This is a genomic window from Arthrobacter pascens (assembly GCF_030816475.1).
Taxonomy (GTDB): domain Bacteria; phylum Actinomycetota; class Actinomycetes; order Actinomycetales; family Micrococcaceae; genus Arthrobacter; species Arthrobacter pascens_B.
The window spans coordinates 2,776,345-2,795,850 of the sequence record NZ_JAUSXF010000001.1 but is presented as its reverse complement, the minus strand read 5'-3'; the positions used below and the strand labels follow the sequence as shown (position 1 = coordinate 2,795,850).

The window sequence follows — 19,506 nt, the reverse complement described above, 5'->3', positions numbered from 1 at the left end:
CTGGAGGAGTGAACAGGTCCCAGCCGCAGGTAACGGCCGACGTCGGCAATCGCCGCATCCTGCTCGTCGAGGACGAGCAGACCATCGCTGGAGTGGTGCGGGACTATCTGCTGCAGGCCGGCTTCCAGGTCGACCTTGCCCGCGATGGGTTCGTGGCCTTGGAGCTGGCCTCATCCAGGCATCCGGACCTGGTCATCCTTGACCGGATGCTTCCCGGACTGGACGGGGTGGAGGTCTGCCGCCGGCTCCGGAAAACCATGACTGTGCCGCTGATCATGCTCACGGCCCTTGGCACCGAAGACGACAGGATCCTCGGACTGGAGGTCGGCGCCGACGACTACATCACCAAGCCGTTCTCGCCGAGGGAACTGGTGCTGAGGGTCAGATCGGTGCTCCGCCGGAGCCTGCAGGAGTTCACGCCCGAGCCTCCGGTGGAAGTGGCGGGCTTCGAACTTAATCCCTCAGCCCGCACCGTCACCCATCAAGGCACCCCGTTGTCGCTGACCGCCCGTGAGTTCGACCTCCTGGCCTTCCTGCTCCGCCGGCAGAACCAGGCGTTCAGCCGGGAAGACCTCATCAAAGCCGTGTGGGGGTGGGATTTCGGTGATCTCTCCACCGTCACGGTCCACGTCCGGCGGTTGCGCGAGAAGATCGAGGAGGACCCCCAGCATCCGGTCTTCCTCAAAACGGTATGGGGAGTCGGATACCGGCTGGACGTCCCTGCCGGTCCGGGAAGTCCGGGAGATCCCCAAAATGCGCGTTCCGAGGTTCCGGCAGTCCCGCAGGAATTGAGCGAGGCCTCAGATGCAGGGCAGTGAGCTTTTCGCGATCATCGGCTGGGCGCTGCTATGGGCGGTCGTCCTCGGGGCCGCCGCGCTGCTGGTATTGAAGTTCCTCCGCCGTGCGTCCTTCGCCGTCCAGATCTGCGTGGTTGTCCTGGCCACTGTCGCTGTCCTCACCGCGGGCATGGTCAGCGCCTTCAACGCGATGTTCATCTCGGCCAGGGACCTGGAAGTCATGTGGTACATCCTGGCTGTGGCATCCGCGGCTGCCGTCGCCATAGCCCTGATGCTCGGCGCGAGGGTCTCGCGGAATGCCCGCATCCTCCTGGAGGCCGCGCGGAGTATCGGCAGGGGCGAGAAAGCCGGGCCTGCAGCGGCCGTGATGGGTTCAGAACTTTCCGCGCTTGCCAGTGAACTTGCCCTGAGCAGCCGCCGGCTTGAGGAATCCAGGGAGCGGGAGGCCGCCGTCGAGAAGTCACGCAGGGAACTGGTGTCCTGGATCTCGCACGATCTCCGCACACCCCTGGCCAGCATGCGCGCCATGGCGGAAGCACTGGAGGACGGCATGGCAGCCGATCCCTCCGCCTACCACCGCACCATCATTGCGCAGACGGACCAGATGGCGGCCATGGTCAACGACCTCCTGGAACTGTCCAAGATCCAGGCCGGAACTCTGCGGCTCAACGCGGAACCGCTGGATCTGTATGACCTGGCCAGCGACGCCCTCGCCGATCTGGCGCCACTCGCGGCCCGCCGGGGCATCACCCTCGACGGTGGGGGACGCCGGGAGAGCCTGGCCCTCGCCGACGGGCCGTCGATCGGACGGGCGGTCCGAAACATTGTCCTGAATGCCATCCTCTACAGCCGGCCCGGGTCGCATGTCACCGTCATGGTGGGCCGCAATAACGGCAGTGCGTCGGTTTCCGTCACGGACGGTTGCGGTGGAATCCCGGTGGAGGACCTCAAACACGTTTTCGATACCGGGTGGCAGGGGAGCCGGGCGCGCCTGGATCCAGGTCAGCCCGACGCCGCCGGCAACGCGCCGTACAGCGGCGCCGGGGTAGGGCTGAGCATGGTGGCAGGGATCGCCCGTGCCCACGGGGGCAGCGTCGCAGTGGAAAACCTCGACGACGGGTGCCGCTTCACGCTGCATCTGCCCGCGGAGGGACATCCTTCTCCCGTTGGGACTGGCAGGACTGCCCTGGATGGCGCCACTAATTCAGCCGAACAGCACCACAAGTCTGGGAGTCACCATGCCTCATGAACCCAACAGCATGACAGGGAAGGGAGTCACTGCGCCGCATAAGCCGGCCGCGCAAGAGCCCCAACCGCAAGACTCCCAAACCCAAGACCCCCAACCACAAGGCCCGACAACCCCAGGCCCGGGCCGGAAGTGGGCTGCCGCCTCCGGCGTAGCCGCCGTCGGTACCGGCGTGGTGCTGGGCGAACTCCTGGCGGGGCTGGTCAGCCCGTCACTGTCGCCCATGACGGCGGTTGGCGGAGCCGTGATCGACGCCGTTCCGCCAGGGGTGAAGGACGCGGCCATCGCGCTGTTCGGGACGGCCGACAAGGCAGCCCTCCTGACCGGCATGGTGCTTGTCATTGCGGCATTGGCCGCGCTGGCCGGAATGCTCGAACAGGCCAGGCGGTTTGCCGGCGTCGCCGTCATTGCAGTTTTCGGGCTGGTCGGAGTGGCCGCCGTCCTTACCCGGCCGCAGATGACACCCAACGCCGTCGCGGTCCCTGTGGTGGCCGCGGTGCTGGGCGGGATACTCCTAAGGCAGCTCATCCGACGGCTGGCGGAGTGGCAGGCGCAGGCCGCGGAATCAGGAGGGAATGCCGCCCGGCGGACCTTCCTGCAGCTCCTACTAGGCGGTGCCGTGGTGACGGCGTTGGGCGGCGTCCTTGCCGCGGCTTGGCGGGGCGCTGCTGCCGGCATCAACGAAGCCAGGCAGCGTCTGCAGCTTCCGGCCGCCGGATCACCTGCACCGACCATTCCGGCCGGCGCGGAGGTGCGCCTGGACGGGATGGAGCCGCTGGTTACGCCCAACCGGGATTTCTACCGCATCGATACCGCCCTGTCCGTACCCGCGATAAACCCCGACACGTGGAAGCTGCGGGTCACCGGCATGGTCGACCACGAGGTTGAACTGGGATTCGCGGAGCTTCTGGCCAAACCCCTCGTGGAACGGCATGTGACCATCGCCTGTGTTTCGAACGAGGTGGGCGGCGACCTGATTGGCAATGCCCGTTGGCTTGGCTGGCCGGTCCGGGAGCTGCTGTCCATGGCCGGCCCCAAAACCGGAGCGGACATGGTGCTGTCGCGGAGCTCGGACGGCTGGACTGCCGGGACTCCGCTCGAAGTCCTCATGGACAACAGGGACGCGATCCTCGCGGTCGGGATGAACGGCGAACCCCTGCCGCTGGAACACGGCTTTCCGGTCCGGATGATCGTGCCGGGGCTCTACGGTTACGTGTCCGCAACCAAGTGGCTGACCGAGCTGAAGGTCACGCGGTTCGCGGACGACGTCGGATATTGGACACCGCGCGGCTGGTCCGACCGGGGGCCGATCAAGACCTCGTCCCGCATCGACGTGCCACGCAGCGGCCGGCAGGTTGCAGCCGGAAAAGTCATGTTCGGAGGCGTGGCCTGGGCGCAGCACACGGGCATCGGGAAAGTGGAACTCCGGGTCAACCGCGGACCCTGGCAGACGGCCGGACTTGCACCCGGGATCTCGCTGGATACGTGGTACCAGTGGACGCTCGGGATTGACCTGACGCCAGGGCAATACGAGGTCCAGGTGCGGGCCACAAACCTCAATGGCGAACCCCAGGCGGAGGAACGCCGGCCGGTTGCGCCGGACGGAGCCACGGGGTTCCACACGATTAGAGTTGACGTGAGACCATGACGGCCGCAACCGAAGGCAGGAACATGCACAGCCCTCCGCATCAGCACGCCGAGGCTTCCACCGGCGGTTCCGGTCCGGAGCCCAGCCAGGATCACGGCAGGCACGACGGCGGCACGCACGACGGCGGCACGCACCCGGAAGCTGCCCGCGGGGCAGGCACAAAAACAGCAGGCCACGCCGCACGGTCCGTAGCTGCCCACCGGGCAGCCGTGCAGAAGCTGCTCACGCACCTGCGGTCCGCGGACCGGACAGAAACGCTGCCCCTCGGGGCCGCCTTGGGCAAAGGCCTCGCGCAGGACGTCACGGCGCCTGTCAGCCTCCCGCCGTTCGCCAACTCACAGATGGACGGCTTTGCCGTCAACACGGCTGACCTGCCCGACGGCGGTGCGGAGCTGCGGGTCGTGGACCCCGTCCCGGCCGGAGCCATCCCCGCCCGGCTGGAGACCGGCACGGCCGCCCCCATCATGACTGGAGCAATGATCCCAGCCGGAGCGGACGCCGTCGTGCCGGTGGAACGTGCCGTTCCCGACACGTTCCCGCTTCCAGGCACCGGGAACGAGGACTACGCCGGGAACCGGGAAAATACGGTGTGGCTGCCGTCCACTGCAGCCGGAACGTTCGTCCGGTCCGTGGGAAGTGATGTCCCGGCAGGCGAGCGGGCGCTGGCCGCCGGGACTTTCCTGGGCCCGGCGCAGCTGGGACTCCTGGCGGCACTGGGCATCGCGGAAGTCACCGTGTACCGGCCGGTTACGGTCCTCCTGGTGACCACAGGGGACGAGGTGGTGGAACCTGGGCAGCCGCTTCGTGAAGGCAAGATCTACGATGCCAACGGCACACTGCTGGAAAGCGCCATGCGGCAGGCCGGCCTCTCGGTGCTCCGCACCGGGATCTCCACCGACAGGCCGGAGGAGCTGCGCGCCGTCCTGCGTGCCAACCGGCCGGTGGCGGACCTGATCGTCACCACCGGCGGGGTCAGCAAAGGCGCCTATGAGGTGGTGCGCCAGGCGATGGAAGAGCAGCCGGCCGAGTTCCTCCACGTGGCCATGCAGCCCGGCGGGCCCCAGGGAATCGGCACCTTCGACGCCGTGCCCTTCCTAGGATTTCCAGGGAACCCGGTCAGCTGCCTGGTTTCCTTCGAAATGTTCCTCCGTCCCGTGCTGTCCGGGCTCTTCGGATCTCCGGCGCCGCGGATACCGGTCCGGGCCAGGCTTGCCCATGGACTCACGTCGCCCGAGCACAAGCACCAGGTCCGCCGGGGGAGCCTGGGGGCTGACGGGACCGTCCGGCTCGAGGGCGGCGAAAGCTCCCATCTGATGCATGCCCTGGCTGGTTCAAATGCGCTGGTGCACGTGCCTGAAGGGGTCGCGGCGCTCGCTGCAGGCGACGAGGTGGAAGTATGGATGCTGTGAATGCAGAACAGAGCCCGTCCGCGCTGACGCACCTGCGCGGAGACGGCACCGCCCAGATGGTGGATGTTTCAGCGAAAGCCGAAACCGCCCGCGAAGCCACCGCCACGGCCACCGTGCGCACGACCAGGGAAGTGCTGGGCCTGCTGGGATCTGGCGGCCTGCCCAAGGGGGATGCCCTGGCGGTGGCCCGGGTGGCAGGTATCATGGCCGCAAAAAAGACGCCTGACCTGATTCCGCTGTGCCATCCGTTGCCGTTGTCGAAGGTGACAGTCGACTTTGAGCTGGAAACAGATTCCGTAGCCATCCTAGCCACGGTCAAGACCCGCGGTGTCACGGGCGTGGAAATGGAAGCCCTGACAGCTGCTTCGGTGGCGGCCCTGAGCGTTTACGACATGATCAAGGCCGTGGACAAGCATGCGGTGCTCACGGACATCAAAGTGCTCGCGAAAAGCGGCGGCAAGAGCGGAGACTGGACACGATGAGCAGCATTACCGGGAACACCCTTAACCTTCCGGAACCGCACCGGCACGGGGATGTGCAGGGGCGGAAGGCAGGAGTTGTCATCGCCTCCACCCGGGCCGCTGCGGGCATCTACCAGGACGAGACCGGTCCGATCATCATCGACTGGCTTACCGAACACGGGTTTGAAGCCTTCCCCGCAATGGTGGTCCCGGACGGCGAGCCCGTCGGGGCGGCCATACGAGCCCTCCTGACCCAGCATCCCGCCGTCGTGATCACCAGCGGCGGGACCGGCCTCAGCCCTGACGACCGGACCCCTGACGTCACCCTCCCGCTGCTGGACCGTGAAATCCCGGGCATCATGGAAGCCATGCGGCAGGCGGGTGCGGCCAAGACGCCGCTCGCTGCGCTGAGCCGGGGGCACGCCGGGTCGCATGGCAGCACGTTCATCGTCAACCTGCCCGGATCGCCCAAGGGAGTCATGGACGGGCTGTCCGTCCTGGATCCCGTCATCGGCCACCTGTGCGACCAGCTGGAGGGCGGCCATGGGCACTGAATCAGTTTTCGAGGTGGTCCACGCCGTCCTCAGCGCCGAACCCATCTCGGTTGACCAGGCCATTGCGGCCGTGGAATCAGACACCGCCGGGGCAGTGGTGAGCTTCAGCGGCGTCGTCCGGAACCACGACGGCGGGAAGGCAGTGCAGCGCCTCAGTTACAGCGCCCACCCCACCGCCCACCAAGTGATGGCCGACGTCGTCGCCCGGCTCGCGGCCGAACAGGACGCAGCAGGGCCCTCTCCGCAGCCCGTGCGGATCTGGGCTGCCCACCGGATCGGGATGCTGGAGATCGGGGATCCCGCGCTCGTCTGTGCCGTTTCGGCTGCGCACCGCGGCCAGGCTTTCGCGGTCTGTGCCGAGCTGGTGGACCGGATCAAGGAACAGGTGCCCATCTGGAAGGAACAGTTCTTTACCGACGGCACCGTGGAATGGGTGGGCGCGGGAGGCTGACCGCCAAAGGACATCACGGGCGGCTGACCGCGCCGGTGACCGGTATGGCAGGTCGGGAGGATGGGAGGTAACGCACAGCCTCCGGTTCAGCCCACGCCCCGGCCCGACGGTAGGGTTAACGCCATGACCCAACAACTAGCTGTCGCCGTGCTGGGCGCCAACGGGCGCATGGGCGCCGAAGCCGTCAAGGCCGTTGAAGCCGCCGCTGACATGAAGCTCGTCGCCGCGCTGGGACGCGCCGATTCACTGGACCAGCTGGCGTCGTCCGGGACCAGGTATGTGGTGGACCTGACGGTTCCTGAAAGCACCGAGGCCAATGTCCGGTTCGCCGTCGAGCACGGCATGCATGCTGTCGTGGGAACTACCGGCTGGGACGCCTCGCGGCTCGCAACCCTGGAAGCACTGCTGGCGGCAAAGCCGGAAACCGGCGTGCTGATCGCCCCCAACTTTGCCCTCGGTTCGGTGCTGGCATCGGCACTTGCCGCGAAGGCGTCAAAATACTTCGAGTCAGTCGAGATCGTCGAGCTGCACCATCCGGACAAAGTGGATGCACCGTCAGGCACTGCAGTCCGCACTGCCCAGCTCATCGCTGCGGAGCGCGCAGCCGCAGACGTCCCGCCCAGCCCTGATGCCACCACGAGCGAACGTGCCGGCGCGCGGGGTTGCGACGTGGACGGAATCCGCGTGCACAGCGTAAGGCTGCGCGGCCTCGTGGCACACCAGGAAGTGCTTCTCGGCGGGCCGGGGGAGCAGCTGACCTTCCGGCACGACTCGTTTGACCGGGCCTCCTTCATGCCCGGGGTCCTGCTGGGCCTCCGCAATGTCGCCGCGCACCCGGGACTCACCGTGGGCCTGGACGGCTACCTGGACCTGGGGTTCTGAGCCGTGGGGTTCATCGAGGTTTTCCGCAAAAACCGGACCAAGATCTGGGTGGGTGCCGTAACGGCCCTCCTGGTGTTCTACCTGGTGGTGTCTTTCCAGCGTTCCGTTCTGCTGCTCATGGACAGTAACCTGACGGCCAAAGCCATTGGTGCCGGATACCTTGTACTTCCCGTCATCGGGGCGTGGGCCATGATCCGTGAGCTGATGTTCGGGGCGCGCACGGAGCAGATGGCCAAGGTCCTCGAAGCCGAGGGCGGATTGCCTGTGGATGACCTGCCGCGCACTCCCGGCGGAAGGATCGTCCGCGCCGCGGCGGACCAGGAATTCGAAAAATACCGTGCAGAGGCTGAGACGGCGCCCGATGACTGGCGTTCCTGGTTCCGCCTCAGCTGCGCCTACGATGCCGCCGGGGACCGCAAGCGCGCCCGCGCTTCCATGCGCGACGCCGTCCGGCTCTTTCGCGGAAAAGTTCCAGTCTGACCGTTGACGGCTGTGCCGGCAGGGAGCACGGATCCCCCTCGCTGGCGGAGTCCTGGCTAGCGAAGTCCGCTTCCTGAATGACGGCCCAGCTGGTTTGCCGCGTGGCCCAGCCATTCAAGCGGGCCCCGCCATTTCAGCAGGACAAACACCATGCCCACGATGACGGCTGTGGCGGCATGCGCAAAGTACATTCCTTCTTCCGTCCAGCCGGCGGGCAGCGGCTTCAGGTAGAACGCCGCCACCACCCAGACGTGAACGCTATACAGCGTTAGCGTCATGGCGCCGGCGCCGCGCAGGGGCAGCAACAGGTCGAGGTTGAGCCAATCCGCGAGCCGGCCCAGCAAGAGGCATGCCCCCACCACGGCCGCAGCAACACCGGAGGTGTGTGCGAGGTCAAGGGTGGTGCCGGAATGCGGCGCCACCGTCGCAAGCCACCACCACGATCCCTCCTGTTGTACGCCCGCCAGGTTGACCTGCAACAGGCTATCCAGCGGATAGTCCGGGGCGTTGAGTACCTGCTGGAGGGCAGCCCTGCCGCCCCAGTTCTCCATCGCCGCTACGCCCAGCGCCTTGGCGAGGACAGCCAGCACCGTTCCTCCGGCCAGCAGCAGGACCGGAATACGCGCCTTCGTCAACGGAAGCCTGCCGATGGCCAGGCCCACCAGCAGGTAGGACAGCCACTGGAACACCGGGTAGTAACCGGTGAAGAACACATCTCCCAGAAGCTGGGAGGGCGTGCCAAGGTCCTCCCAGGCCGGATTGTGGTCCAGTATCAGCTGCGGGGAAGAAGCCATGAGCCACGGGCGGAGCAGGTAAGCGAGTACCGGGGATGCCAGCATCCAGCCGGCAGCCCAGATGCACAGTGCCTTCGGTTTCAGGCCCAGGAACGGCAGGATGCACAGGAACAGAACAGCGTAATGGACCAGGATGATTGCCAGGTTTACTTCCAGCCCACCAAGCGTCAGCCCGGCGGCGGCAATCACTCCCGCCCGGAGCGCTATGCCGCGGCGGGCCGCCCCCAGCGCCGGGCCCTCAAACGGCACCTGCTTTCCCGTTGACAGAGCCAGCCCGATTCCAGCCAGCACGGCGAACAAGGCAGCGGCCCGGCCGGAGAAGGTGAGGCCGATCCAGGTAGGGGTCATGCCCGGGTCGGACTCGAACGTGGGTAGGAGGTGTGTGGCCATCATGCCAAGAAGCGCCAGACCACGTGCAGCGTCAATACCACGGAGGCGGTATGCGGCAGATGAGCTTCCGGGCGCCCTGGAAGGTCTTGCCGTGGCACGCGAGGTCATGAGCCGATGTTCTCACACAAGGGCGCTTGGCGGCGGTGCCAGGCACCGGACGCCGGACCGCGCGATGCAGCGGATGCTGGAGTGGACCCTGGACCTGACGAGGATTCGGCCATCCGGCGAGAAACTCTTGTATTCGAATATATGTTCGAATATCCTTGATGCCATGCAGACTCCATCGGGCTCATCCAGGACAGCAGATTCATACAGGACAGCAGATTCATCCAGGACGGCAGGTTCATCCAGGACGGCGGTTTCCTCCAGAGCGGCACCGGCGCAAAACACGCAACCGACGCAAGTGGCACCAGCGGCGATGGCCGCCAGCCGCTCCTCACAGCCGGCCCGGGACGTCGGCCGTCCCTCACCTTCGCAGGGGCTGACGAAGGCCATGAGCCCGGGCGTCGTGGACTACCTTTTCCGGCAACTGGTGACGGGGGAATCGTCGGAGGACGTGCAGTGGCAACAGGAGGGCGTCACTCTGTCGGCCCAACCGCCAGGAGCGGAACTGGCACGGAGGCTGGCCGAAACTGACCTCGAAGCCCTCACGCCCGTTGAACTGTTTCACTACATCAGGGCATCGCAGCGTTTGGCGAGCTGGGCCGAGGGGCTGCGGGAGGCTGCAGTGGGCAGGTACTGTCAGCCTGCCGCGATGCCGCCTGGTGGCCACCCGGGTGGGAAACCTGCCGCAGCCGCATCCGCAGCCGCATCCGCAGCCGCATCCCATCCATGTCCACATCCGCACCCGCACATGACGGCGGGTGAAGCAAAATCCTGAAAGCGATGTGGCATCCGGAAAAATGCCTCGTTCCCTGAGATGCATCGTTCCCCGGGATGCTCGTTCCCTAGGATGAAGGTGTGAGCGACGCCCTGACTGTTTCCGCTGTCCAGTACCAGGCCCTCGACGGCGGTATCATCCCCAACGCGATGGAGCACGTCCGCCTGATCGAGGATGCCGAATCCCACGGGTCCAGGCTGGTGATATTTCCGGAGCTGTCCCTCACCGGTTACGACCTGCCGTTGCTGGAGGACCAGGAGAACTGGCTGGACCCGGACGACCACCGGCTGGGCGACATCCGCGAAATCTGCCGCCGCACGGGAATCACTGCCGTTGCAGGCGCCCCCTACCGCGAATCGGACGGCACCCCGCGGCTTGCTTCCCTGGCCATCCACCCCGAAGGCAGTACCGAGATCTCGTTCAAGACCCATCTCCATGGGCAGGAGAAGGAGATATTTGTGCGCGGCGGAGGTGCTGCCCTCCTTGAACTGGACGGCTGGAGAATCGCCCTCGCCATCTGCTTTGATGCCGCGGTTCCAGCCCACTCAACCGATGCAGCGCAGGCAGGGGCGGACGTTTACGCTGTCTCGGCGGTCTACACGCGCGAAGAGGCGCACCGGTTGGCACTGCACCTGGGAGCCCGGGCCATGGACAACAGAATGTTCGCGATCCTGGCCAATCTTGGCGGAACCAGCATGCTGGGTCCCTCGTGCGGGCTCAGCGGATTCTGGGGCCCGGACGGCCTCCTGATGAAAAAGGCGGCCGGAACAAGCACTGAAGTGGTGACGGCCATCCTCCAGCGGAGCGCGCTGCGGAAGTTCCGCTGACCCTTCACCGGCGGGTTCCGATGACACCGCAAGCAAGCAATTTGATGTTCATCACGCCGGCGGCATTGTCCTAACCAGCCGCCTACAGGGTAACGTTTTTTCCATGGCTGAAACTTCCGCGACCGTTCCTGCTCTTGGTACCCTCCTGACCGCCATGGTCACACCGTTCACAAACGACGGCAAAGTGGACTACCAGCAGGCGGCGGAGTTGGCCGTCAAGCTTGTGGATGACGGCTGCGACGGCCTCGTCGTGACCGGAACCACCGGGGAAACCTCCACCCTCACCGACGAGGAAAACCTCGGAATGTTCCGTGCCGTCAAGGAGGCAGTCGGAGGGCGGGCCGCCATAATCGCCGGCACCGGGACCAACGACACCGCACACTCCGTGCATCTTTCCCGGCAGGCCGCCGCGCTCGGCGTCGATGGCCTCCTGCTGGTCACGCCGTACTACAACAAGCCCAGCCAGGCAGGTGTACGCGCACACTTCGAGACCGTCGCCTCGTCTGTTGATGTCCCGGTCATGCTCTACGACATCCCGGGACGCTCCTCCATCCCCATCGCGCCCGAGACCATGATCCGCCTCGCGCAGCACCCGAACATCGTTGCCGTGAAGGACGCCAAAGCCGATTTCACGGCGGCAACACGCGTTATGGCCGAGACTGACCTTCTTTTCTACTCGGGGGACGACGGACTGACACTGCCATGGATGGCCCTGGGTGCCGTAGGGCTGGTAGGTGTCACAACACACGTTGCCACCCGCCGCTTCCGGGAACTCATTGACGCCGTCAATGCCAACGACCTTGGAACCGCCCGGAAGATCAATTTCAGCCTCGAGCCTGTGGTGCGCGCAACGATGACGCGCGTGCAGGGAGCAGTCGCGGCCAAGCAAATTCTTAAATGGCAGGGAGTCCTGCCCAACTCGGTTGTCCGTTTGCCCCTCGTGGAGCCGGACGAAGCCGAGATCGAAACCATCCGCGAGGATTTGGCGCAAGCGGGGCTGGTTTTTTCCTGATCAGGTTCCCCTGATCGGCAACGACCTGCCTGGCAATCGCCTGGAAAGTAGTGCACTATGACCCAAACCGCCCTTCCCGGCCTTGTCACGCCGCCGAAACTCCCCCAGGACACGTTGCGGATTGTGCCGCTCGGAGGCCTGGGCGAGATCGGCCGGAACATGACCGTCTTTGAAATCGACGGCAAGCTGCTCGTCGTCGACTGCGGTGTCCTCTTTCCGGAGGAGACCCAGCCCGGAGTGGACCTGATCCTCCCCGACTTCTCCTACATCGAGAACCGGCTGGCCGACATTGTGGCCGTCGTCCTGACACACGGCCACGAAGACCACATCGGGGCGGTTCCGTACCTGCTCCGCCTGCGCAGCGATATCCCCCTCGTGGGCTCGCAGCTGACTCTTGCGCTCATCGAGGCGAAGCTGCAGGAACACCGGATCAGGCCCCTGACCCTCACCGTCACCGAAGGCCAGGTGGAGAAGTTCGGCCCGTTCGAGTGTGAGTTCGTCGCAGTCAACCACTCCATTCCCGATGCCCTCGCAGTGTTCCTCCGGACCGCTGGCGGAACCGTCCTGCACACCGGTGACTTCAAGATGGACCAGCTGCCCCTGGACGGACGCATCACCGACCTGCGCCACTTCGCCAAACTGGGCGAAGAAGGCGTGGACCTGTTCATGTCCGATTCCACGAACGCCGATGTCCCCGGCTTCACCACCGCCGAGAAGGAAATCGGACCCACCTTGGACCGGCTGTTCGGCCAGGCCACGAAGCGCCTGATCGTCGCCTCCTTCTCCTCGCACGTGCACCGTGTCCAGCAGGTCCTGGATGCGGCGGCCAAGCACAACCGCAAGGTGGCCTTCGTGGGCCGCTCAATGGTCCGGAACATGGCGATCGCCGAGAAGCTGGGCTACCTGGACGTTCCCGAGGGACTCCTGGTGGACATCAAGAACATCGACAACCTTCCGGATAACCGGGTGGTGCTGATGTCCACAGGTTCCCAGGGCGAACCCATGGCCGCACTGTCCCGGATGGCAAACGGCGACCACCGGGTGGTGGTTGGAGACGGCGACACCGTCATCCTGGCGTCCAGCCTGATTCCGGGAAATGAGAATGCGGTCTTCCGGATCATCAACGGCCTGCTGAAGCTTGGCGCCGACGTCATCCACAAGGGCAACGCCAAGGTCCATGTCTCGGGCCACGCAGCCGCGGGTGAACTGCTGTATTGCTACAACATCCTCGAGCCACTCAATGCGATGCCGGTGCACGGCGAGACCCGCCACCTGATTGCCAACGGCAAGATTGCTTTGGACTCCGGGGTCCCCGACGAGAGCATCCTGCTCGCAGACAACGGCACCGTGATCGATCTTCATGACCACCAGGCGGACATCGTTGGCCAGGTCGAGGTCGGCTTCGTCTATGTGGACGGCTCCAGCGTCGGCGAAATCACCGACGCCGACCTGAAGGACCGCCAGGTCCTGGGCGATGAAGGATTCATCTCCATCATCACGGTCATCCACCGCGCCACCGGGAAGGTGGTCTCGGGTCCCGAGATCCACGCCCGCGGCGTTGCGGAAGACGATGCCGTCTTCGATGAAATCATTCCCAAGATCAACGCTGCGCTGGAGGAAGCCGTGCTCAACCGCACGGACCACACCACCCATCAGCTCCAGCAGGTGGTCCGCCGTGTGGTCGGCACCTGGGTCAACCGCAAGCTCCGCCGCAAGCCCATGATCATCCCGGTGGTCCTCGAGGCGTAACAGCCACAGGACCTGTGTCCGGAATGACGAAAGGCCCGGTTCCTCGGAACCGGGCCTTTCCCGTCGGAGCATCACAGGCCTGGCTCGGGCAGCGAACATGGAAGCCCCGGATCCGCGGAAATCCGCGGAAATCCGGCCCCCTTCGGGTACCGTGGCAGGTATGGCCACTCGCACTACTTCCGCGCCCCGAGGAAATACCGGCGGCACCTCCGGCGGTAAATCCGGCAGCTCCGCAGGCCGCGGTACTGGCTCCACAACGCCCAGGACCGGCCGGACCGGCAGTTCCACCCGCGCCCCCCGCACCCGCCAGCTTCCCGCCGTCGAACAGCGCCAGCCGTGGCCATTGCGCGTGCTGGGCGGCGCCTGGCTCGGAATCGGCCATATGGTGGGCGGCGGCGTCCGCAGGATAGGCCACGATGTCAGCGACCTGCCTGCGGAACAACGCCGCGACGGTGCAGCCCTGTTCAACCTGGGGCTCGGTGTCTTCATCGCCACCTTCGCCTGGTGGGGGCTGACCGGCTGGTTCCCGGACACGGTCTACGCCGTGGTCAACGGCACGTTCGGCTGGATCTCCCTCCTGCTGCCGCTGATGCTCTTTGTCTGCGCCTTCCGGCTCTTCAGGAGGCCGGCGGACGGACGCGGGAACAACAGGGTGGGCATCGGTTTCCTGATCATGACCTTCGCTGGCTGCGGGCTGGCCCACGTCCTCGGCGGGCAGCCCACCGTTGCACAGGGCTTCGACGGGCTCCGCCAGGCGGGCGGCATGCTCGGCTTCCTCGCAGCATCACCGCTGGCCGCCATCCACGCGGCCGTTCCCCTGGCAATTTACGGCCTGCTGGCGTTTGTCTCGCTGCTCATCATCACCGCCACGCCGTTTGGTGCCATTCCCCGCCGCCTGCGCGGGGCCTACGAGCACCTCATGGGCATCGACCTCCAGGAAGCCGACGACGCCGGACACGACCGCAGCTACCTCTACGAAACGCCGGCCGCCACGGCGCCCAAGAAGAAAAGGCGGCGGCTTTTCGGCAAGGACGAGGAGAACGACGCCGGCCTGGAAGGCTACGTCGGAGATGAAGCCTTTGAGCACGCGGTCATCGATGACGACGCGCCTGCCGGTGACAACGAAAGCAAGGGGCCGAGCCTCGCGCCCGGCGTCCGCCGTCCCACCCAGGCGGAAATCGCCGTCGAGAAGATCAAGGCTGCCCAGGGACTGGGCACCGCAGGCAAGGCAGCGGCGGGTGAGAACGCCACCGAAGCCATTCCGCTCGTGACGCCGGGCATGGTTGCCGCCGGTTCTTTGAACCCGGTGAAGGTGCCGGCAAATCCGGTAGCACCCGCGCCGCTGCCTATCCCCATTCCGCAGCGGACCGAGCAGTTGTCCCTGGCCGGCGACGTCACGTACACCCTGCCGTCGTCGGACGTCCTGACGCCGGGCTCCATCCCCAAGGAGCGCACCGAAGCGAACGACGCCATTGTCGCGTCGCTGACGGAAACCCTCAACCAGTTCAACGTGGAAGCCCAGGTCACGGGCTTTAGCCGCGGTCCCACCGTGACGCGGTACGAAATTGAGCTCTCCCCGGGCACGAAGGTGGAACGCGTCACCGCCTTGTCCAAGAACATCTCGTACGCCGTTGCCAGTTCAGATGTCCGGATCCTGAGTCCGATTCCCGGCAAGTCCGCCATCGGCATCGAAATCCCTAACACCGACCGTGAGACCGTGTCCCTCGGCGATGTGCTCCGGAGCCAGAACGCCCGGCGGACCGACCACCCCATGGTGATGGGCGTGGGCAAGGACGTCGAAGGCGGCTACGTCGTAGCCAACCTCGCGAAGATGCCGCACCTGCTCGTGGCCGGCGCCACCGGTGCAGGCAAGTCGTCCTTCGTGAACTCCATGATCACCTCCATCCTGATGAGGGCCACCCCGGATGAGGTCCGGATGGTGATGGTGGACCCCAAGCGCGTCGAACTGACCGCCTACGAGGGCGTCCCGCACCTGATCACGCCGATCATCACCAACCCGAAGAAGGCCGCGGAGGCCCTCCAGTGGGTGGTCCGCGAGATGGACGCCCGCTACGACGACCTCGCCAACTACGGTTTCAAGCACATCGACGACTTCAACAAGGCGGTCCGGGCAGGCAAGGTCCAGCCGCCTGTCGACTCCAAGCGGGTCATCCGGCCCTACCCGTACCTGCTGGTGATCGTGGACGAGCTGGCCGACCTCATGATGGTGGCCCCGCGCGACGTCGAGGATTCCATCGTCCGGATCACCCAGCTCGCGCGTGCCGCCGGCATCCACCTGGTCCTGGCCACCCAGCGGCCCTCGGTCGACGTGGTTACCGGCCTCATCAAGGCCAACGTCCCGTCCCGGATGGCCTTCGCGACATCCTCCGTGACCGACTCCCGCGTGGTCCTGGACCAGCCCGGCGCCGAAAAACTCATCGGCCAGGGCGATGCCCTGTTCCTGCCCATGGGGGCCTCGAAGGCCATGCGCGTACAGGGCGCCTGGGTGACCGAATCCGAAATTCACAAGGTCGTGGAGCACGTCAAGGGCCAGCTGAAGGCCGTCTACCGCGACGACGTTGCCCCCGAAGCGCAGAAAAAGCAGATCGACGACGACATCGGGGATGATCTTGAGGTACTGCTGCAGGCCACCGAACTCGTGGTCACCACGCAGTTCGGCTCCACCTCGATGCTCCAGCGCAAACTGCGCGTCGGTTTCGCCAAGGCGGGACGGCTGATGGACCTGCTGGAATCCAGGGGAGTGGTGGGTCCGTCCGAAGGCTCCAAGGCCCGCGACGTGCTGGTCAAACCTGACGACCTCGCCGCTGTGCTTGCTGCCATGAAGGGGCTAGACGCGCCGACTGCCGCGGACTCGCAAACGGCGGCCCTGAGTGACAACGCCAACGCGAATATCGCCCAGGGCGGCTATGCCGAAGACCTCGTGGCAGCCGACCTGGATCAGCGCGCGCAGAACGTTGAATATTACGACGGCGCCGATTCGCCCCCGGGCTCGCACGGAGACGATGAGGACGGTTCAGAGGACGCCTGGTCACTCACCGGGCGCTAGCCCAAAGAATGTAGCCTAGGAGGGTGACTAGCACCGAAGCAACCGCCGCCGACTCAGGCAGTGCGGGGATCTGGAATCTTCCCAACATCCTGACCATGCTCCGCATTGCGTTGGTGCCGTTCTTCGTCTGGTTCCTCCTTGCGGATGCCCCCGGCCTGCACAGCGAGTCAGGGCTCTGGCGCTGGGCGGCGGTACTGGCGTTCGCCGTCGCGATCTACACGGACAAGCTCGACGGCGACATCGCCAGGAGCCGGGGCCTCATCACCGACTTCGGCAAGATTGCCGACCCCATCGCTGACAAGCTGCTGATCGGTTCCGCGCTGGTGATGCTCTCCGTCCTGGGGGAATTGCCGTGGTGGGTCACTATCGTCATTCTGGTCCGGGAATGGGGCATCACCGCCCTGCGTTTCTTCGTGATCCGCTACGGCGTCATCCCGGCCTCGCGTGGCGGCAAACTCAAGACAGTAGTGCAGACCGCCGCAATCTTCCTCTATCTGCTGCCCCTCGCCGCCCTGGCCCCGTGGCTCATTCGGGTGGCCTTCGCAGTCATGATGGCGGCAGTGCTGATCACAGTGTGGACCGGCGGCGAATACGTCCTGGAAGCGCTCCGGCTACGATCCCGCGGCAAACGCGCCGGAACGGCCGGGACGTAGGACCCGCCGTCCGCGATGCCAGGCAGGAACGCCCCAACAACGAGGCAGCCCACCACGAGGCAAAGAAGGAGCCGATGTGACTAATCTTCACCATCTCGCCGAACAGGCCGTGAGCAGTGCGAAGGGCCTTGGGGTAACCGTAGGTACGGCTGAATCTCTGACCGCGGGCATGGTTTCGGCGGTCCTGGCAGACACTGCCGGTGCATCCGGAATGCTCCAGGGCGGCGTGGTGGCCTATCAGAACTCCGTGAAGTCCGATGTCCTGGGCGTTTCCTCCGAACTGTTGGCCGCCGTCGGATCCGTGGACGGCGACGTTGCCGCTGCCATGGCCGCGGGCGCCCGTAACGTCCTGAATTCGGACATCGGAGTATCAACCACGGGGGTGGCCGGACCCGAGGAACATGACGGGAAAGCCGTGGGGACAGTGTTCATCGGCATTGCCACCGCGGACGGCTCGGCCTCCTTCGAGTACGGCTTCACCGGGAACCGTGCAGAGATCCGCGGACAGGCCTGCGGGGCGGCACTGGAAAGATTGCTCGCCGCCCTATCCTCCTGAAGCTACCGGGCGTAAAGTAGCCGGGAACAAATCCCTATACCCATTAGTTATTACATTGTGTCGCTTCCGGAGAGCGGGGGCGCTTAGGATGAATAAACCACCACGGTCGCTCCACGGCGGACCGGACTTATGAGGGAGCAAGGCGATACAGATGGTTAAGCAGCCCGTATCCGTAAACGGCGTTGTCCGCTGGAAGGATGTGGGCCTCGCCGATCAGGCTAAGAGCGAACAGAAGGAGCGCAAGATGGTTGTACTTCGTCACGAAATCGGTGATGTCCTGCGCGATGTCCGCCAGCGCCAGGGCCGCACGCTCCGCGAAGTCTCGCACAGTGCCCGAGTTTCCCTGGGCTACCTCAGTGAAGTCGAGCGGGGCCAAAAGGAAGCCTCATCTGAGCTTCTATCCTCCATCTGCTCAGCATTGGACGTGCCGTTGTCCAGCATGCTCCGGGAAGTCAGCGACCGTGTTGCTGTCGCCGAGGGCGTTGCAGTTCCGGACACAGTTCCCCAGGAATTCTCGCAGCGCTACGGCCGCGACCTTGAGCGTGACCTGAATGCAGAGCTCACTAACGAGCTCTCCACGGGCCTTCTTTCCGGCGCAAGGTAACGCAGCCCGCAACAAAGCTCGAAAACCCAAACGAAAGCCTCCGGCAGTGCCGGAGGCTTTCGTTTGCCTGCTATGCGGAAACATCGGGCGGTGGCAGCCCATCCTTGGGAAAGCCGTCGCGTTCATAGATGGCGTTGAGCTTGGCTATGTATTGCGCCAGGGTCTGCAGCTCCTCCAGCGGCCACTCGCCCAGCCGCTCGCGGAAGACCTGCCGCCGCGCATCCTGGACCTGGTGCATTTTCTCTTCGCCCTTGTCCGTGAGGCGGATGGACTGGGCCCGGCCGTCTAGTGGGTCGGCCTCCTTGGACACCAGCCCGATGCTCTCCAGGAACGCGATCTGCCGGCTCACGGACGGCTTGCCGACGCCGATGCTGAGCGCGAGCTCGGTGAGCCGGATGGGACCCTCCCGGCGGATTACCGTCAGCAGCCCGTATGCTGCCGGTTCCATGTCAGGGTGGACCTGGCGCGAGAGCTGATGGGAGACTGAGCGCGCGCGCCGCCACAAGACGCTGATCTGGTGCTCAACGGTCCTCAGCGCCGCATCTACTGTATCGTCTGCAGAACCTGCAGCCGGGACGTCAGGGGAGTTGCTCATGGCAACAATTCTAGGGTCCGGCGCCGTGAGAGACTCTATTGGTGCGAATCAGTGACTATTGGCGCCTCATGGACGACGAATTCGGGGCAGGCTATTCCCGTGTCCTGAGCAGCACCCTGGTCCTTGCCGGAGTGGGCGGGCGGACCGCGGACCAGGCCCTCGCCGCGGGAGTCAGCCCCCGAAAAGTCTGGCTGGCTGTCTGCGACGTGCAGGACGTTCCCGCTGAGCGGCGCCTGGGCCGAGACGTTAAGCCGAAGCAGGACTGACGGCTTTTGCCCTGACACGCCGCAGGATTGTTCGAATACCTGTTCGGGTAAAGCTATGATTTTCCTAGTGGTTTATCCACATAGCCGATGTCATCCGGCGTGAATGTCAGAGGGTGCCATTAGCGTCAGAGGTGACCAAAACGGCCACTGAAGCCACTCCAAAGCGACAAACATTAGAGGTGTGA

20 protein-coding genes are annotated in these 19,506 nt (G+C 65.4%); 17 read left to right on the top strand and 3 right to left on the bottom strand.

What is annotated here, in order from left to right:
- Positions 1–8: 8 nt before the first annotated feature.
- The 9 genes from QFZ40_RS12835 to QFZ40_RS12795 all read left to right on the top strand — a co-directional run bounded on the left by QFZ40_RS12835 (position 9) and on the right by QFZ40_RS12795 (position 7,928).
- Positions 9–818: a response regulator transcription factor gene (locus tag QFZ40_RS12835; protein WP_306904836.1), complete on the top strand. Its 810-nt coding sequence runs from the start codon at positions 9–11 to the stop codon at positions 816–818.
- Positions 805–2,046, top strand: a complete 1,242-nt coding sequence (locus QFZ40_RS12830; RefSeq protein WP_306904834.1) for a sensor histidine kinase — start codon at positions 805–807, stop codon at positions 2,044–2,046. Before QFZ40_RS12835 ends, QFZ40_RS12830 begins: the two co-directional genes overlap by 14 nt.
- The gene (locus QFZ40_RS12825) at positions 2,036–3,691 is read left to right on the top strand and encodes a molybdopterin-dependent oxidoreductase (protein WP_306904833.1); all 1,656 of its coding nucleotides are present in this window, start codon (positions 2,036–2,038) and stop codon (positions 3,689–3,691) included. The genes QFZ40_RS12830 and QFZ40_RS12825 overlap by 11 nt, the downstream gene beginning before the upstream one ends.
- Positions 3,688–5,100: a molybdopterin molybdotransferase MoeA gene (locus tag QFZ40_RS12820; protein WP_306904832.1), complete on the top strand. Its 1,413-nt coding sequence runs from the start codon at positions 3,688–3,690 to the stop codon at positions 5,098–5,100. The genes QFZ40_RS12825 and QFZ40_RS12820 overlap by 4 nt, the downstream gene beginning before the upstream one ends.
- Positions 5,088–5,582, top strand: coding sequence for a cyclic pyranopterin monophosphate synthase MoaC (gene moaC / locus QFZ40_RS12815; protein WP_306904831.1), 495 nt, complete (start codon positions 5,088–5,090; stop codon positions 5,580–5,582). Before QFZ40_RS12820 ends, moaC begins: the two co-directional genes overlap by 13 nt.
- Positions 5,579–6,115 (top strand): MogA/MoaB family molybdenum cofactor biosynthesis protein, encoded by a 537-nt coding sequence (locus tag QFZ40_RS12810; RefSeq protein ID WP_306904830.1) that lies wholly within the window; start codon positions 5,579–5,581, stop codon positions 6,113–6,115. The genes moaC and QFZ40_RS12810 overlap by 4 nt, the downstream gene beginning before the upstream one ends.
- Entirely contained in the window at positions 6,105–6,566 is a 462-nt protein-coding gene (locus QFZ40_RS12805; RefSeq protein ID WP_306904829.1) for a molybdenum cofactor biosynthesis protein MoaE, read from the top strand. The genes QFZ40_RS12810 and QFZ40_RS12805 overlap by 11 nt, the downstream gene beginning before the upstream one ends.
- Positions 6,567–6,689: 123 nt before the next feature.
- Positions 6,690–7,448 (top strand): 4-hydroxy-tetrahydrodipicolinate reductase, encoded by a 759-nt coding sequence (gene dapB, locus QFZ40_RS12800; RefSeq protein ID WP_306904827.1) that lies wholly within the window; start codon positions 6,690–6,692, stop codon positions 7,446–7,448.
- Positions 7,449–7,451: 3 nt separating this feature from the next.
- Positions 7,452–7,928 (top strand): hypothetical protein, encoded by a 477-nt coding sequence (locus tag QFZ40_RS12795; protein WP_306904826.1) that lies wholly within the window; start codon positions 7,452–7,454, stop codon positions 7,926–7,928.
- A 56-nt stretch (positions 7,929–7,984) separates the two neighbouring features.
- Here QFZ40_RS12795 and QFZ40_RS12790 read toward each other — a convergent pair whose 3' ends face one another.
- Entirely contained in the window at positions 7,985–9,220 is a 1,236-nt protein-coding gene (locus QFZ40_RS12790) for a heparan-alpha-glucosaminide N-acetyltransferase domain-containing protein (protein WP_306904825.1), read from the bottom strand.
- A 12-nt stretch (positions 9,221–9,232) separates the two neighbouring features.
- Positions 9,233–9,607 carry a hypothetical protein gene (locus QFZ40_RS12785; RefSeq protein WP_306904824.1) on the bottom strand — a complete coding sequence of 125 codons (375 nt, stop codon included), beginning with the start codon at positions 9,605–9,607 and terminating at the stop codon, positions 9,233–9,235.
- A 465-nt stretch (positions 9,608–10,072) separates the two neighbouring features.
- Between QFZ40_RS12785 and QFZ40_RS12780 the strand changes: the two genes are divergently transcribed.
- The 7 genes from QFZ40_RS12780 to QFZ40_RS12750 all read left to right on the top strand — a co-directional run bounded on the left by QFZ40_RS12780 (position 10,073) and on the right by QFZ40_RS12750 (position 18,460).
- Positions 10,073–10,819, top strand: a complete 747-nt coding sequence (locus QFZ40_RS12780) for a carbon-nitrogen hydrolase family protein (protein WP_306904823.1) — start codon at positions 10,073–10,075, stop codon at positions 10,817–10,819.
- Positions 10,820–10,922: 103 nt separating this feature from the next.
- A complete protein-coding gene (gene dapA / locus QFZ40_RS12775; RefSeq protein ID WP_306904822.1) occupies positions 10,923–11,831 on the top strand; it encodes a 4-hydroxy-tetrahydrodipicolinate synthase in 909 nt (302 codons plus the stop codon).
- Between the two features lie 57 nt (positions 11,832–11,888).
- Entirely contained in the window at positions 11,889–13,580 is a 1,692-nt protein-coding gene (locus QFZ40_RS12770; protein ID WP_306904820.1) for a ribonuclease J, read from the top strand.
- Between the two features lie 160 nt (positions 13,581–13,740).
- Positions 13,741–16,647: an FtsK/SpoIIIE family DNA translocase gene (locus QFZ40_RS12765; protein ID WP_306904819.1), complete on the top strand. Its 2,907-nt coding sequence runs from the start codon at positions 13,741–13,743 to the stop codon at positions 16,645–16,647.
- 23 nt (positions 16,648–16,670) lie between these two features.
- Positions 16,671–17,300 carry a CDP-diacylglycerol--glycerol-3-phosphate 3-phosphatidyltransferase gene (gene pgsA, locus QFZ40_RS12760; protein WP_306904818.1) on the top strand — a complete coding sequence of 210 codons (630 nt, stop codon included), beginning with the start codon at positions 16,671–16,673 and terminating at the stop codon, positions 17,298–17,300.
- 76 nt (positions 17,301–17,376) lie between these two features.
- Positions 17,377–17,856: a CinA family protein gene (locus tag QFZ40_RS12755; RefSeq protein ID WP_306904817.1), complete on the top strand. Its 480-nt coding sequence runs from the start codon at positions 17,377–17,379 to the stop codon at positions 17,854–17,856.
- A gap of 151 nt (positions 17,857–18,007) precedes the next feature.
- Entirely contained in the window at positions 18,008–18,460 is a 453-nt protein-coding gene (locus tag QFZ40_RS12750) for a helix-turn-helix domain-containing protein (RefSeq protein ID WP_306904816.1), read from the top strand.
- 70 nt (positions 18,461–18,530) lie between these two features.
- On the opposite strand, the gene QFZ40_RS12745 is transcribed toward QFZ40_RS12750, so the two are convergent.
- Entirely contained in the window at positions 18,531–19,055 is a 525-nt protein-coding gene (locus QFZ40_RS12745; RefSeq protein ID WP_306904815.1) for a MarR family winged helix-turn-helix transcriptional regulator, read from the bottom strand.
- Between the two features lie 41 nt (positions 19,056–19,096).
- On the opposite strand from QFZ40_RS12745, the gene QFZ40_RS12740 reads away from it, so the two are divergent.
- Positions 19,097–19,321: a DUF3046 domain-containing protein gene (locus tag QFZ40_RS12740; protein WP_306904814.1), complete on the top strand. Its 225-nt coding sequence runs from the start codon at positions 19,097–19,099 to the stop codon at positions 19,319–19,321.
- Positions 19,322–19,506: the final 185 nt, after the last annotated feature.

Bases quoted from the DNA above. Each gene is read 5' to 3' on its own strand.
- QFZ40_RS12785 (WP_306904824.1), bottom strand. From the start codon at position 9,607: ATGGCCTTCGTCAGCCCCTGCGAAGGTGAGGGACGGCCGACGTCCCGG.
- QFZ40_RS12765 (WP_306904819.1), top strand. From the start codon at position 13,741: ATGGCCACTCGCACTACTTCCGCGCCCCGAGGAAATACCGGCGGCACC.
- QFZ40_RS12825 (WP_306904833.1), top strand. From the start codon at position 2,036: ATGCCTCATGAACCCAACAGCATGACAGGGAAGGGAGTCACTGCGCCG.
- QFZ40_RS12745 (WP_306904815.1), bottom strand. From the start codon at position 19,055: ATGAGCAACTCCCCTGACGTCCCGGCTGCAGGTTCTGCAGACGATACA.
- QFZ40_RS12810 (WP_306904830.1), top strand. From the start codon at position 5,579: ATGAGCAGCATTACCGGGAACACCCTTAACCTTCCGGAACCGCACCGG.
- moaC (WP_306904831.1), top strand. From the start codon at position 5,088: ATGGATGCTGTGAATGCAGAACAGAGCCCGTCCGCGCTGACGCACCTG.
- QFZ40_RS12805 (WP_306904829.1), top strand. From the start codon at position 6,105: ATGGGCACTGAATCAGTTTTCGAGGTGGTCCACGCCGTCCTCAGCGCC.
- QFZ40_RS12790 (WP_306904825.1), bottom strand. From the start codon at position 9,220: ATGACCTCGCGTGCCACGGCAAGACCTTCCAGGGCGCCCGGAAGCTCA.
- dapA (WP_306904822.1), top strand. From the start codon at position 10,923: ATGGCTGAAACTTCCGCGACCGTTCCTGCTCTTGGTACCCTCCTGACC.
- QFZ40_RS12830 (WP_306904834.1), top strand. From the start codon at position 805: ATGCAGGGCAGTGAGCTTTTCGCGATCATCGGCTGGGCGCTGCTATGG.
- QFZ40_RS12820 (WP_306904832.1), top strand. From the start codon at position 3,688: ATGACGGCCGCAACCGAAGGCAGGAACATGCACAGCCCTCCGCATCAG.
- QFZ40_RS12750 (WP_306904816.1), top strand. From the start codon at position 18,008: ATGGTTAAGCAGCCCGTATCCGTAAACGGCGTTGTCCGCTGGAAGGAT.
- QFZ40_RS12770 (WP_306904820.1), top strand. From the start codon at position 11,889: ATGACCCAAACCGCCCTTCCCGGCCTTGTCACGCCGCCGAAACTCCCC.
- dapB (WP_306904827.1), top strand. From the start codon at position 6,690: ATGACCCAACAACTAGCTGTCGCCGTGCTGGGCGCCAACGGGCGCATG.